Origin of the sequence: Bradyrhizobium pachyrhizi, from assembly GCF_029714545.1 — a bacterium.
GTDB classification, from domain to species: Bacteria; Pseudomonadota; Alphaproteobacteria; order Rhizobiales; family Xanthobacteraceae; genus Bradyrhizobium; species Bradyrhizobium pachyrhizi.
In genome coordinates this window covers 7,727,320-7,741,361 of the sequence record NZ_CP121667.1, presented here as the reverse complement: position 1 = coordinate 7,741,361, position 14,042 = coordinate 7,727,320, and the positions used below count along the sequence as shown (strand labels likewise).

13 protein-coding genes are annotated in these 14,042 nt (G+C 65.5%); 8 read left to right on the top strand and 5 right to left on the bottom strand.

Annotated features, from left to right (window positions below; all coding sequences use genetic code 11):
- Positions 1–616 precede the first annotated feature (616 nt).
- Positions 617–877 carry a hypothetical protein gene (locus QA639_RS36560; RefSeq protein ID WP_028332864.1) on the bottom strand — a complete coding sequence of 87 codons (261 nt, stop codon included), beginning with the start codon at positions 875–877 and terminating at the stop codon, positions 617–619.
- Positions 878–1,007: 130 nt separating this feature from the next.
- Here QA639_RS36560 and QA639_RS36555 point away from each other — a divergent pair, with 130 nt between their 5' ends.
- The 3 genes from QA639_RS36555 to QA639_RS36545 are packed head-to-tail and all read left to right on the top strand — an operon-like array spanning position 1,008 to position 4,838.
- Entirely contained in the window at positions 1,008–3,083 is a 2,076-nt protein-coding gene (locus QA639_RS36555; RefSeq protein ID WP_283088574.1) for a M3 family metallopeptidase, read from the top strand.
- A gap of 13 nt (positions 3,084–3,096) precedes the next feature.
- Complete coding sequence (locus QA639_RS36550) at positions 3,097–3,735, top strand: DUF1007 family protein (RefSeq protein ID WP_283090685.1); 639 nt, start codon at positions 3,097–3,099, stop codon at positions 3,733–3,735.
- Complete coding sequence (locus QA639_RS36545) at positions 3,732–4,838, top strand: nickel/cobalt transporter (protein ID WP_283088573.1); 1,107 nt, start codon at positions 3,732–3,734, stop codon at positions 4,836–4,838. Before QA639_RS36550 ends, QA639_RS36545 begins: the two co-directional genes overlap by 4 nt.
- A 156-nt stretch (positions 4,839–4,994) precedes the next feature.
- Here the strand turns inward: QA639_RS36545 and QA639_RS36540 are convergent, their stop codons facing one another.
- Positions 4,995–5,393 (bottom strand): MAPEG family protein, encoded by a 399-nt coding sequence (locus tag QA639_RS36540; RefSeq protein WP_283088572.1) that lies wholly within the window; start codon positions 5,391–5,393, stop codon positions 4,995–4,997.
- A 114-nt stretch (positions 5,394–5,507) separates the two neighbouring features.
- On the opposite strand from QA639_RS36540, the gene hemH reads away from it, so the two are divergent.
- The 3 genes from hemH to QA639_RS36525 all read left to right on the top strand — a co-directional run bounded on the left by hemH (position 5,508) and on the right by QA639_RS36525 (position 8,221).
- Positions 5,508–6,545 carry a ferrochelatase gene (hemH, locus tag QA639_RS36535; RefSeq protein WP_283088571.1) on the top strand — a complete coding sequence of 346 codons (1,038 nt, stop codon included), beginning with the start codon at positions 5,508–5,510 and terminating at the stop codon, positions 6,543–6,545.
- A gap of 183 nt (positions 6,546–6,728) precedes the next feature.
- Positions 6,729–7,733 carry an SPFH domain-containing protein gene (locus QA639_RS36530; RefSeq protein ID WP_028332870.1) on the top strand — a complete coding sequence of 335 codons (1,005 nt, stop codon included), beginning with the start codon at positions 6,729–6,731 and terminating at the stop codon, positions 7,731–7,733.
- 41 nt (positions 7,734–7,774) lie between these two features.
- A complete protein-coding gene (locus QA639_RS36525) occupies positions 7,775–8,221 on the top strand; it encodes an NfeD family protein (RefSeq protein ID WP_283088570.1) in 447 nt (148 codons plus the stop codon).
- A 118-nt stretch (positions 8,222–8,339) separates the two neighbouring features.
- Here the strand turns inward: QA639_RS36525 and QA639_RS36520 are convergent, their stop codons facing one another.
- Complete coding sequence (locus tag QA639_RS36520) at positions 8,340–8,675, bottom strand: winged helix-turn-helix transcriptional regulator (protein WP_050385219.1); 336 nt, start codon at positions 8,673–8,675, stop codon at positions 8,340–8,342.
- Between the two features lie 87 nt (positions 8,676–8,762).
- Between QA639_RS36520 and QA639_RS36515 the strand changes: the two genes are divergently transcribed.
- Positions 8,763–9,302, top strand: coding sequence for a carboxymuconolactone decarboxylase family protein (locus QA639_RS36515; RefSeq protein ID WP_157347838.1), 540 nt, complete (start codon positions 8,763–8,765; stop codon positions 9,300–9,302).
- A gap of 96 nt (positions 9,303–9,398) precedes the next feature.
- On the opposite strand, the gene QA639_RS36510 is transcribed toward QA639_RS36515, so the two are convergent.
- The gene (locus QA639_RS36510) at positions 9,399–10,406 is read right to left on the bottom strand and encodes a KpsF/GutQ family sugar-phosphate isomerase (protein WP_283088569.1); all 1,008 of its coding nucleotides are present in this window, start codon (positions 10,404–10,406) and stop codon (positions 9,399–9,401) included.
- Positions 10,407–10,667: 261 nt separating this feature from the next.
- On the opposite strand from QA639_RS36510, the gene QA639_RS36505 reads away from it, so the two are divergent.
- The gene (locus tag QA639_RS36505; RefSeq protein WP_283088568.1) at positions 10,668–12,356 is read left to right on the top strand and encodes an outer membrane beta-barrel protein; all 1,689 of its coding nucleotides are present in this window, start codon (positions 10,668–10,670) and stop codon (positions 12,354–12,356) included.
- 179 nt (positions 12,357–12,535) lie between these two features.
- Here QA639_RS36505 and QA639_RS36500 read toward each other — a convergent pair whose 3' ends face one another.
- Positions 12,536–13,993, bottom strand: coding sequence for a glutamate synthase subunit beta (locus tag QA639_RS36500; RefSeq protein WP_028332876.1), 1,458 nt, complete (start codon positions 13,991–13,993; stop codon positions 12,536–12,538).
- Positions 13,994–14,042 lie beyond the last annotated feature (49 nt).

Here is a 14,042-nt window from a genome sequence, read left to right as displayed (position 1 = left end):
CGCTTCGGCCACATCGCGCGATGGAGGCACGTTGAGGCCAAGAGACTCAAACCAGACTGTGCTGCCGTGGATTGGTTGGGAGAGTTTCCCGCCCGATCACCTGGCAATGAAGGACAAGCCTTTTCAGTAGCCCGGGCCGGCGTTGGACCGCCGGTAGAGACCAAAAAAGCCCGATCCGTCGTTGCTTTAAGTCGCGTCCCCCGTTGAGAGCGGGGTGCGCCGGTTCGCCTCCGGCTGCCAGTCACGGTTGCAAAGAGTGGTGAGACCTTCAACGCGGCATCCCTGGAGAGAGATGCTGGCCGCCTCGTGTCCTGATGGACGTAAGCGACCCTCGGTTCTTCCACCCCTTGGCGGCTGTCCGGCCTCTTGTCCGGATACCTACCGACTGACACACGACCACAGGCACGTGCGAAATTGGGCAAGGCAGGAAATAAGTCTTTTGACTTCGTGGCGCAAGAATTTTTTTGCGATAGCGACAAATTTCCCTAACGCGTGCTTGCGATGTCGCGCGGAGCACGCGTCGGACGCGCTGAGGATGAACGGCTGTTAAGAATGACTAACGAAGCGTGTGTGCGTTTTGGCCTTGTGCCGCAGTGCTTTCTTGAATCGCTCAAGCTCACGCGCGACGCGTGAACGGCTCGACGCGTTGAGCTGCGCGGATGAAGGCGATCATGATCAGGACGCCGATGCCGAACAGCACCGCCTGCAGGATGTGCGCGGCGACGTCGTCGAGCCCGAGCAGGATCGCGAGCGCCCAGCCGCCGGCGAACGCCGCGCCGAACACTTCCGCGCCGATCAGGATCGCCGCCGAGATCACGGTGATGACGCTCGGCCAGGCGATGGTGCGGTTGCCTGAGGTGGAGGGCTGCATGGTCATGGAATAGGTCCTGTTCAGGGGGCGCAATCTCTCCGAAAAGTGCCCATCTATCAAGCGCAAAAGGCCCAAAAATGCCGTATCGCGTGATATAGATTGGGCAGCATTTTCAAGGCGAAAAACGGGACATTCGATGTCAGGAACCAGCGCAGACGCTCACGCCAACCCCCTTCTGAAGGCATGGCAGACGCCGCTCGAGACGCCGCCCTTCGCCGAGATCAAGCCGGAGCATTTCCTGCCCGCCTTCGAGCAGGCCTTCGCCGATCATTCCGCGGAAGTGGCTGCGATCACCCATGATCCGTCGCTGCCCGACTTCGACAACACCATCACCGCGCTGGAGCGCTCCGGCAAGCTGCTGTCGAAGGTCTCGGCGGTGTTCTACGACCTGGTCTCGGCGCATTCGAGCCCGGCGATCCTGGAGATCGACAAGGAGGTGTCGCCCCGGATGGCGCGGCACTGGAATCCGATCATGATGAACGCTGTGCTGTTTGGCCGCATCGCCATGCTGCACGAGAAGCGCGCCTCCCTCGGCCTGACCGGCGAGCAAATGCGGCTGCTGGAGCGCACCTACACCCGCTTCCGCCGCTCCGGCGCCGGCCTCGACGATGCGGCGAAGGCCCGCATGGCCGAGATCAACGAGCGTCTCGCCCATCTCGGCACCTCGTTCAGCCACCATCTGCTCGGCGACGAGCAGGAGTGGTCCATGGAGCTCGGCGAGGACGACCGCGCCGGCCTCTCCGACACATTTGTGGCGGCTGCCAAGGCTGCGGCGGAAGAGCGCGGCATGCCCGGCAAGGCGATCGTGACGCTGTCGCGCTCCTCGGTCGAGCCGTTCCTGCAGAGCTCGTCGCGGCGCGACCTGCGCGAGAAGGTCTACAAGGCCTTCACGGCCCGCGGCGACAACGGCAACGCCAACGACAACAACGCGACCATCGTGGAGATCCTCAGGCTCCGCGAGGAGACCGCGAAGATCCTGGGCTTCCCGACCTACGCCGCTTACCGCCTCGAGGATTCCATGGCGAAGACGCCGGAGGCGGTGCGCGGCCTGCTGGAACGGGTCTGGAAGCCGGCACGGGCGCGGGCGCTCGCCGACCGCGACGCGCTGCAGGCACTGATCGCGGAGGAGGGCGGCAATTTCGCCCTCGCGTCCTGGGACTGGCGCTACTACGCCGAGAAGCTGCGCCAGCGCCGCGCCAATTTCGACGATTCCGCGATCAAGCCCTATCTGGTGCTCGACCACATGATCGAGGCCGCGTTCGACTGCGCTACCCGCCTGTTCGGCGTCACCTTCGAGGAGCGCAAGGATATTCCGGTGTGGCATCCGGACGTCCGGGTCTGGGAGGTCAAGGGCCGCGACGGCCAGCACAAGGCACTGTTCTACGGCGACTACTTCGCGCGGCCCTCGAAGCGCTCCGGCGCCTGGATGACCTCGCTGCGCGACCAGCAGAAGCTCGACGGCGGCGTCGCGCCGCTGGTGATCAATGTCTGCAACTTCGCCAAGGGCGCCGATGGCGCGCCGTCGCTGCTGTCGCCTGACGATGCGCGGACCCTGTTCCACGAGTTCGGCCACGGCCTGCACGGCATGCTGTCCAACGTGACCTATCCGTCACTGTCCGGAACCAGCGTGTTCACCGACTTCGTCGAGCTGCCTTCGCAGCTCTATGAGCACTGGCAGGAGCGGCCCGAGGTGTTGCAGCGCTTCGCCCGCCACTACCAGACCGGCGAGGCGCTGCCGGACGACCTGCTCACGCGCTTCCTCGCTGCGCGCAAGTTCAACCAGGGCTTTGCCACTGTTGAGTTCGTCTCCTCGGCGCTGGTCGACCTCGAATTCCACACCCAGCCGGCGGCGGCGAGCTGGGACGTCCGCGCCTTCGAACAGAAGGAGCTGGAGAAGATCGGCATGCCGGCCGAAATCTCGCTGCGGCACCGGCCGACCCAGTTCGGCCATATCTTCTCCGGCGACCATTATGCGTCGGGCTATTACAGCTACATGTGGTCGGAGGTGATGGACGCCGACGCCTTCGGCGCCTTCGAGGAGGCCGGTGACATCTTCGATCCCGCGACCGCCAAGCGGCTGCATGACGACATCTATTCGTCGGGCGGCTCGCGCGATCCGGAGGAGGCCTATGTCGCCTTCCGCGGCCGCGAGCCCGAGCCGGACGCGCTGCTGCGCCGCCGTGGCCTGCTCGAAACGCCTGAGGCGGCCTGAGGTGCGGCCGTCATTGAACCGGCTGATCGGCTGGCTCGTGCTTGCGGTGTCCGTCGTGCTCGGCACGGCGGCCGCCGAGGCCCATCCGCATGTCTGGATCGTCGCCAAGAGCGAGCTGATCTACGCGCCCGACGGCACCATCACCGGGGTCCGGCACGCCTGGACCTTTGACGACATGTTCTCGACCTACGCGCTGCAAGGCATCGAGACCAAGGTGAAGGGCGCCTACAGCCGCGAGGAGCTGGCGCCGTTGGCGCAGACCAATGTCGAGTCGCTGAAGGAATACGCCTACTTCACCTTCGCCAAGGGCGACGGCAAGAAGCAGAAGTTCACCGAGCCGGTCGACTATTTCCTCGAATACAAGGATTCGGCGCTGACGCTGCACTTCACCTTGCCGGTGAAGACGCCGTTCAAGGCCAGGCAGCTCTCGCTCGAAGTGTTCGACCCGACCTATTTCATCGATTTCCAGTATGCCGAGAAGGAGCCGGTCAAGCTGGTCGGCGCCGCGGCGAACTGCAAGATGCAGTTCGAACGGCCGAATAGTGACGGCACCGCCGCCGCGCAGAAGCTCGGCGAGCAGACCTTTCTCGACGGCGGCAACGGCAATTTCGGCATGATGTTCGCCAACAAGGTCTCGGTGGAGTGCCCATGACGCCAATCGTCTCGCGCATGACGCGCGGCCTCGCCGTGTCCGCGGCCGTATTGACGGCGTTTGCGCTGCTCGATGGCGCCGTTCATGCGCTGCTTGCACAGAATCCGTTCGGCGCGCCGCGCGCGGCGGAGCCGCAGGGCGGGCTGGTCGGCTGGCTATTGGCGAAACAGTCGGAGTTTTACCGCGAGATCTCCCAAACCATCCGCGCCGCGAAATCCGACGGCTCGGCGGTCTGGACGCTGCTTGTGATCTCCTTTGCCTACGGGATTTTCCATGCCGCCGGCCCCGGCCACGGCAAGGCGGTGATTTCCTCCTACATGGTCGCCAACCGCGAGACCGCGCGGCGCGGCATCGTGCTGTCGTTCGCCTCGGCGCTGATGCAGTCGGTGGTCGCCGTTCTCATCGTGGGCATCTGTGCCTGGCTGCTCAACGCGACCGCGAAGACCATGTGCGGGGCGGAGAAGGCGATCGAGATCGCAAGCTACGCGCTGATCGCGGCGTTCGGCGCCCGGCTGGTGTGGGTCAAGGGCGGCGGCTTCTTCCGCGCGCTGCAGATGCCGCGCCCGGCGCTGGCGATGGCCGGCGCGCATCAGCACGATCACGACCACCATGATCACGGCCATGATCACCATCATCGTCACGCGCATGACGATCACGGGCATCATCATGACCATGGCCACGATCACGGGCATGACGCGCAGCACGTCCATGACGAGCATTGCGGCCATTCGCACGGGCCGGCGCCGGCCGAGCTTGCCGGTCCTGGTGGCTGGCGGCGCGGCTTAGGTGCGATCCTTACGGTCGGGATCCGGCCCTGCTCGGGCGCGATCCTGGTGCTGGTGTTCGCACTGGCGCAGGGCCTGTTCTGGGCCGGCATTGCCGCGACCTTCGTGATGGGGCTCGGCACTGCCATCACGGTGGCGGCGATCGCGCTGGTCGCGGTGTCGGCGCGCGGCGTGGCCGAGCGGCTGAGCGCGGCGCGCGACGGCGGCGGCATGGTCATTATGCGCGGCCTGGAATTCGCTGCCGCGGGCCTCGTGCTGCTGTTCGGGCTCGGGCTGCTGTTCGGCTACGTCGCGGCCGAACGGGCGACGTGCCTTTGAAGTCACCTCACCCCGCTTGCGGGGAGAGGTCGAAATTCGCGTGCGCGAATTTCGGGTGAGGGGGTCTCCGCACGCTGCCTTCAATCGAATTTGCGGAGACGGCCCCTCACCCCAGCCCTCTCCCCGTAAGAACGGGAAGAGGGGGAAGAAACTGGCTCAACTCGTCAGATAGCCCCTGATCGCCGGCAGCAGGAAGATGGCGATGTTGATCGCGAAACCGATGCTCCAGAGGATCGAGCGCAGCGTCGGGCGGTTGCCGATATAGGTGAAGACGTAGGCGATCCGCACGATCAGGAACAGCACCGCGAGCTCGTCGATCAGCCGCAGCGGGCCGACGCGGAATTCGGCGAGCAGCACGGCGAAGGCGAAGAACGGGAAGGCCTCGATGCCGTTCTGGTGCGCGCCGAGCGCCCGCGAGCGGATCGGGTCGTCGTAGAAGTCGGGATCGCGCGGCCTGGCATTGTCGAAGCTGCGGAAGCCGGCCCACTTCACCGATACGATCGTCAGCAGCGAGAGCATCAGCGTCCCGAAGACGCACCATTCGGCGATCGTCATGGTTCCCCCTTATTCCGCACGGGAACGTAGCCAACCCGCACTCGGCTTGACAAGGTTGGAGCAACGCGCGAAGCCCAAAGCCCCCAGGCGAAGGATATCAAGCGCAAGGCCATCATGAGCACGGTGATCCCCTTCGAGAGCGCGAAGCCTGCCGCGGCGCCGAAGCCGGAACGCGTCGGCGTGCTGCTGGTCAATCTCGGCACGCCCGATACGGCCGATGCCGCCGGCGTGCGGGTCTATCTCAAGGAGTTTCTGTCCGATCCGCGGGTGATCGAGGATCAGGGCCTGCTCTGGAAGCTGATCCTCAACGGCATCATCCTGCGCGTCCGGCCGGCCCGCAAGGCGCGCGACTATCTGAAGATCTGGAACACCGAGAAGAACGAGTCGCCGCTGAAGACCATCACGCGCTCGCAGGCAGACAAGCTGGCGGAAGCGATCGCCGATCACGATCACGTCGTGGTCGACTGGGCGATGCGCTACGGCAACCCCTCGATCAAGGAGCGCATCGAGGCGCTGGCGGCGCAGGGCTGCGGCCGGCTGCTGGTGGTGCCGCTCTATCCGCAATATTCCGCCGCAACGTCGGCGACGGTCTGCGACGAGGCGTTTCGCGTGCTGGCCGGCATGCGCGCGCAGCCGATCCTTCGGGTGACGCCGCCCTACTACGACGATCCCGACTACATCGAGGCGCTCGCGGTCTCGATCAATGCGCATCTTGCGACATTGCCGTTCCAGCCCGAGATCATCGTCGCGTCGTTCCACGGCATGCCGAAGGAATACGTCGACAAGGGCGATCCGTATCAGGCGCAATGCATCGCCACGACCAATGCGCTGCGCAAGCGGCTCGGGCTCGATGCCAACGGGCTGATCCTCACCTTCCAGTCGCGCTTCGGCAAGGCCGAGTGGCTGCAGCCCTATACCGACAAGACGGTCGAGCAGCTGGCCAGGGACGGCCTGCGGCGCATTGCCGTGGTCACGCCCGGCTTCTCCGCCGATTGCCTGGAGACGCTGGAGGAGATCGCGCAGGAGAATGCCGAGATCTTCCGGCACAATGGCGGCGAGCAGTTCGCGGCGATCCCCTGCCTCAACGACAGCGACGGCGGCATGGACGTGATCCGCCAGCTCGTGCTGCGCGAGCTGCAAGGCTGGATCTAACAAGGCTGGATCTGATTGTTAACGATCCGTGACACCGGGCACGGGCATTCGTTGGCATCTGGTCATCCGACAGCAGCTTCCTATGTGCTAGGGAGAACAACAGCCGGCTGAACCGGCGGAGCGGTCCTGCCGACCAATGCACGACCGTGACTGGCGACGGTCTCGCCGGCCTTGGAGGACTTTATGACTGGCTTCGACGTCTTCGCGATCGCGTTTGTTCTTCTCGTCATCGTTACGCTGTTCGCCGGGATCAAGACCGTTCCGCAGGGTTTTGACTGGACCATCGAGCGGTTCGGCAAATACACCCGCACGCTGTCGCCCGGCCTCAATCTGATCGTGCCCTATTTCGACCGCATCGGGCGCAAGATCAACATGATGGAGCAGGTGATCGACATCCCCGAGCAGGAGGTGATCACCAAGGACAACGCTACCGTGACGGTGGACGGTGTCGCGTTCTACCAGGTGTTCGATGCCGCCAAGGCGAGCTACGAGGTCGCCAATCTCAACCAGGCGATTACCGTCCTGACCATGACCAACATCCGCTCGGTGATGGGTTCGATGGATCTCGACCAGGTGCTGTCGCATCGCGACGAGATCAATGAGCGGCTGCTGCGCGTGGTCGACGCCGCGGTGTCGCCCTGGGGCGTCAAGGTCAACCGCATCGAGATCAAGGACATCGTGCCGCCGGCCGACCTCGTCGAGGCGATGGGCCGGCAGATGAAGGCCGAGCGCGTCAAGCGCGCCGACATTTTGCAGGCCGAGGGCCAGCGGCAGTCCGAAATCCTGCGCGCCGAGGGCGCCAAGCAGGGCCAGATCCTGCAGGCCGAGGGCCGCCGCGAGGCCGCCTTCCGCGACGCCGAGGCGCGCGAGCGGCTCGCCGAGGCCGAAGCCAAGGCGACCCAGATGGTGTCGGAATCGATCGCCAAGGGCGACGTCGCCGCGCTGAACTATTTCATCGCCGACAAGTACATCAAGGCGTTCGGCCAGCTCGCGGAGTCGCCGAACCAGAAGGTCCTGATGCTGCCGATCGAAACCTCGAGCGTGCTCGGATCGCTGGCCGGCATCGGCGAGATCGCCCGCGCCACCTTCGGCGAGAGTGCGGCGTCCGCTACGGCCGCAGCACGGCGTGGCGGCTCGGTCCCGCCGGCCGGGCCGCCGGTGCCACCGCCGGTGCCGCCGCAGCGGTGAGGGCGTGACGGCGTCGCGCGCGCAATGGTAGAGGTCACGTCATGGCCGAGATGTTTTCGACATTGGGTACCTGGAACTGGCTGATCTTCGGCTTCATCCTGATGGCGCTGGAGCTCGCGGCGCCTGGGGTGTTCCTGTTCTGGCTCGGGCTCGCGGCGCTCCTTGTGGGGCTGCTGTCGTTCGCCTTCACGCCGTCCTGGCAGATACAGCTCTTGATGTTCGCAGTGTTCGCCGCGTTGGCGGTGCCGGCATGGCGGCATTTCGCGAAGAGCGCGACGGCGGCCAGCAAGACCAATCCCTTCCTCAACCGCCGCAACGAAGCTCTGGTCGGCCGCGAATTCACGCTGGAGAAGCCGATCGTCGACGGATCGGGCACGGTGCGGATCGACGACACGGTGTGGCGCGTCGCCGGCCCCGATGCGCCCGCCGGCAGCCGGGTTAAGGTGGTCCGCGCCGACGGCGCGAGCCTGACGGTGGCTGCGGTCTAGCCGGCGGCGCGCTTGCTCCAGTCATCTGTAGCCCCGGGGTGAGCGCAGCGATACCCGGGTAAACCGGTCCCGCATATCGCTCCGCTCATGCGGGCTACACACTGACGGTCACTGAGATCTAGCTGCCTCCCCGCTTGCTCCAGCGCTCGGCGAAACGGTGGAGCGGCGTGAAGGTCTGGAACAGCTCGCGGCCGAGCGCGGTGAGCCCGTAACCCTCATCCGTCAGTTCGACGAAGCCGGCCTCGCGCAGTTCGGTCAATCGCGTCTGCAGGATCGTCGGCGAGGCCTCGTCGCAGGCGGTGCGCAGCGCGCGCGAGGTCAGCGCGCCCTCGCGCAGCTCCCAGATGATGCGCAAGGTCCAGCGCCGTCCCAAGAGATCGAGCAGCGCCATGATCGGGCGGCCGGACCGCGAGCCGCGGACGGCGGGTCTTGTGACTGGGCCCTGCTTCGGCATGTCGCGAATTCCTGTCGAATCTCTCTTGCGAGTCGCTACAGATATTGTAGCGTATCGCTACATTAAATGTAGCAACGGGATCAGCCCATGTCACGCCTCGCGCCGCTCGATCCGCCTTATCCGGCGGACGTTCAACAGCATTTCGATCGCATCATGCGCGGCAAGCCACCGCTGGTGCTGTTCCGCGTGATGGCCGGTCATCCGCGCGCCTGGGAGAAGTTTCGCGGCGGCAGCCTGCTGGATCGCGGGCCGTTGTCGCTCAGGGCGCGGGAGATCGTGATCGACCGCACCTGCGCACTCAATGCCTGCGAATATGAATGGGGCGTCCACGTCACGGCGTTCGGCACGGCCGCCGAATTGACGGAGCAGGGGGTCCACGCCACCGTGCGCGGTGCGGCCGATGCCGGCTGCTGGTCGCAAGCCGAACAGGCGATGATCGCGGCAGTCGACGCGCTGCATGCCCGCGCGACGCTGGATGACGCGGAATTCGCGGCGCTGTCGGCGCATTACGATGAGGACCAGATCCTGGAGATCATCCTGTTGTGCGGCTTCTACCGCACGGTCTCCTACCTCGCCAACGCGCTGGCCCTGCCGCTGGAGGCAACCGCGGCGCGGTTTCCGAGGTAAACGCCGTCATTCCGGGCGATGCGAAAGCATCGAACTATGGTGCGCAATTGCGCATCTGAGGATCACGCTTCGCGTGCCCGGAATGACGGAGCGAAACTACGCCACGCCGGCGCGCAGCAGATCGTGCAGATGGATGATGCCGACCGGCTTCTTGGCGTCGGTCACGATCAGCGTCGTGATCTTCGAGGCGTTGAGCAACTCCAGCACTTCGCCGGCCAGCGTGTCGCGGCTGATCGTCTTCGGCGTCCTGGTCATGACCTCGTCGACCGACAGCGTCAAAAGGTCGGGGCGCATCTGCCGGCGCAGATCGCCGTCGGTGACGATGCCGACGAGATGGTCGCGGCGGTCGACGATGCCGACGCAGCCAAAACCCTTGGAGGTCATCTCGACCAGCGCATCCGACATCTTGGTGCCGAGCGGCTTCAGCGGCAGCGCGTCGCCGCCATGCATCAGGTCGCGGGCATATTTCAGCAGCGCGCCGAGCTTGCCGCCCGGATGCAGCACGCTGAAATCGGTCGAGGTGAAGCCGCGGCCCTCGAGCAGCGCGATCGCCAGCGCATCGCCGAGCGCCAGCATCATCAGCGAGGACGTGGTCGGCGCCAGATTGTGCGGGCAGGCCTCGCGGGCCTTCGGCAGCGTCAGCTGCACGTCGGCGGCCTTGCTCAGCGTCGAATCCTTGTCGGCCGTCATCGCGATCAGCGGAATGCCGAAGCGTGCGGCATAGGCGATCAGGTTGCGCATCTCCGGCTGCTCGCCGGACCATGACAGCGCCAGGATCACGTCATCGATCGTGATCATGCCGAGGTCGCCATGGCTCGCTTCCGCGGCGTGCACGAAGAACGCCGGCGTGCCGGTCGAGGCAAAGGTCGCGGCGATCTTGCGCCCGATATGGCCGGACTTGCCGAGCCCGGTGACGATCAGCCGTCCCTTGGCCTTGCCGATCAGCTCCGCCGCGGCGGCGAACGGCGCGCCGAGGTCGGACTTCAGTGCCGCGGACAGGGCTGCGACGCCGCTTGCTTCGGCATCGAGGGTGCGGAGCGCCGATTGAACGGCGCCGTCATCGGGGCCGGATGATTTGGTCATCAGCGGTTTCGGTTTGGCCATTTCGGATTCCAGGGGAGGGGTTTTGCACCCGGGCATCTCCCTTAGCACGTTCGATTCCGCGATGCGACGCGCGGCAGCCGATCCTCAACGGCTCATTAACCATAATTGTTTTAACTCCATTAACGACGTTTTCCGCCGCCCGGTGGAGTGCGTCCGACAAGTATGTGAATTCGTTGGAGTTTTTCCATCGTGTTGCGGCGGCCAGCAAGCGGCCCAGACCGGCGTGGACGCCTCGTCCGCGCGGTTTTGCCATGTCCGGCCGTGACCGCTCTGGCGCTGACCGTGACCACCGGGTTCGCCGCGGCCCAGACCGTGACGCCCGATCTGTTCAGCCCCAATCGCCAGAGCCAGGTGATCACACAGGATTCGCCGCTGCGCCGGACCACGGCGGACGCGATGGATCCGCTCAACGGTCTGAAGCTACCCGACGCCGATCGCGATCGCCGTTCCTCTTCGTCTTCATCGACATCGACATCGACGTCGACGACGCGGATCGGACAGGTCCCGACCTACGGGCTCCCCGCGGCGAACGGCGCCGCGACGTCGGGCTATGACTCGCTCAACCGCAAACGCCAGAAGCCGAAATATTATCCCGGCCAGGCCAGGCCGAAGCCGCCGGCCGGACCCGGCTCGCCGCAGCCGACGCCATTGAACGCCACCGGGCAGCTGCGGCTGTCGATCCCGCCCTCGGAGACCGCCAACAAGCCGCCGCTGCCGCCGGCGATGGCCGGCACCATCGTCGGCCAGCCGCCGCGCAAGCGACTCAAGATCGACGACGATCCGTTCGGCGCCGTCGGCGATTATGCCGGCTCGTTCATGGTCAAGACCGCGGTCGAGGTGATGGCCGGCTACGACACCAACCCCGGTCGGCTCTACTCGCCGCAGGGCAGGGCGTTCTACATGGTCGCGCCGGAATTCCTCGCGGTCTCCGACTGGGAGCGTCACGCCGTCGTCGCCGATTTGCGCGGCTCCTTCAACGGCTATGGCTCCGGGCTGACGCCGAACGCCGACGGCACGCCGCTGTCGGCGCCGCTCGACATCGACCGTCCGAATTTCACCGGCCATATCGACGGCCGTCTCGACGTCACCAAGGATACGCATCTGCTGGGGCAGGCCCGCCTGCTGGTCTCGACCGACAATCCCGGCAGCCCGAACGTGCAGGCCGGCCTCGCCAGATATCCGATCTACACCACGGTCGGCGGCACCTTCGGCATCGACCAGCATTTCAACCGCATGCAGGTCTCGCTCGGCGGCACCGTCGACCGCACCGACTACCAATGGTCGAAGCTCACCGACGGCACTTCGTCGTCGAACGACGATCGCAACTTCACCCAATACGGCGGCGTCGGCCGCGTCAGCTATGAGCTCAATCCGGCCGTGAAGCCCTTTGTCGAAGTCGAGGGCGACAGCCGCTTCCATGATCTCTATCTCGACCGCAACGGTTACGCGCGCAATTCGTCGGGCGGTTATGCCAAGGTCGGTACGTCGTTCGAGTTCACCCGGCTGTTGTTCGGTGAGATCTCGATCGGCTATGCCATGCGCGACTATGTCGACCCGCGGCTTAGCCGACTCGAAGGCCTGCTCACCACGGCCTCGCTGACCTGGACCGCTACGCCGCTAACCACGGCCAAATTCTATTCCGACACCCAGATCGGCGAGACCACGCTGCCCGGCACCTCGGGCGTGCTGTCGCGCACCTACACCGTCGAGGTCGATCACGACTTCCGCCGCTGGCTGACCGGCATCGGCAAGTTCACCTACGGCACGCTCGATTACCAGGGCGACAACCGCACCGACAAGATCTACGCGTTGTCGGGCGACCTGATCTACAAGCTGACCCGCAGCCTCTGGATCAAGGGCACGCTGAGCCGGAACTGGCTGGATTCGAATCAGCCGGGACAGAGCTCGGCGTCGACGGTGGTGATGCTGGGCGTGCGGGTGCAGAATTAGCGGCGAGGATGCCTACGTCGCATCTCAAATGAGATGTCGTGCCCCGCGAAGGCGGGGCACCCAGTACGCCGCGGCCTATCCGTTCAAGCCCTGACGTCTCTGGAATACTGGATCGCCCGCTTTCGCGGGCGATGACAGCTGCGTTTGTGTGATGCAGTTCGGCGAAACCGCCGGGGCACTCACCCCGGCAGATCCGTCTTCCCCATCAGGAAGGTGTCGATCGAGCGCGCGCACTGGCGGCCTTCGCGGATCGCCCAGACCACGAGCGACTGGCCGCGGCGCATGTCGCCGGCCGAGAAGATTTTCGCGCGCGAGGTCTGGTAGTCGTGCAGGGACGCACGGACGTTGCCGCGCTGGTCGAGCTCGACGCCCAGCGTCTTGAGCAGGCCCTCGTGCACCGGATGCACGAAGCCCATCGCCAGCAGAACCAGTTCGGCATCCAGCGTGAACTCGGTGCCGGGCAGCGGCTTGAACTTGTCGTCGACCTTGACGCAATGCAGCTTCGTCACCTTGCCGTCGACGCCTTCGAACTTCGTCGTCAGCACGGCGAATTCGCGCACCGCGCCTTCGGCCTGGCTCGACGACGTGCGCATCTTCAGCGGCCAGTTCGGCCAGGTCACGCCCTTGTTCTCGTGCTCGGGCGGCGCCGGCATGATCTCGAGCTGGGTCACCGACGTTGCGCCTTGCCGGAACGAGGTGCCGATGCAGTCCGAGCCGGTGTCGCCGCCGCCGATCACGACGACATGCTTGCCGCCGGCGAGGATGTCGGCGGCGCCGTTCAGCGGCTCGCCGGAGACGCGGCGGTTCTGCTGCGGCAGGAAGTCCATCGCGAAGTGGATGCCGGAAAGCTCGCGGCCGGGGATCGGCAGGTCGCGCGGGGCTTCCGCGCCGCCGGTCAGCGCCACGGCGTCATACTGCTTGGCGAGCTCCTGCGGATCGATCGCACCCGGCGTCGAGCCGCCGACGGCCTTGCCGTAATGGAAGGTGACGCCCTCGGCCTCCATCTGCGCCACGCGGCGGTCGATGATGCCCTTCTCCATCTTGAAGTCGGGAATGCCGTAGCGCAGCAGGCCGCCGGCCTTGGCGAACTTCTCGTAGACATGCACCTCGTGGCCGGCGCGCGCGAGCTGCTGCGCGGCGGCCATGCCGGCGGGACCCGAGCCGATCACGGCGACCTTCTTGCCGGTCTTAACGGCTGCGATCTCCGGCTTCAGCCAGCCATTGTCCCAGGCGCGGTCCACGATCGCGCATTCGATGGTCTTGATGGTGACCGGATTGTCGTCGATGTTGAGCGTGCAGGACGCCTCGCACGGCGCCGGGCAGATGCGGCCGGTGAATTCGGGGAAGTTGTTGGTCGAGTGCAGGTTGCGCGAGGCTTCTTCCCAGTTGCCCTGATAGACGAGGTCGTTGAAATCGGGGATCTGGTTGTTGACCGGGCAGCCCGGCGTGCCCGGCGCGGTCGAGCCGGTGCCGTGGCAATAGGGGATGCCGCAATTCATGCAGCGCGCCGCCTGGTCGCGCGTGTCCTTCTCGCTCAGCGGAATGACGAATTCCCTGAAGTTCTTGAGTCGATCGGCGACCGGCTCGTACTTGCGGTCATGCCGCTCGATCTCGAGAAAACCTGTGATCTTACCCATTGAAACCCGATGCCCCTGCATCATGTGTTCGTCTGTTCTGTTTGACCCT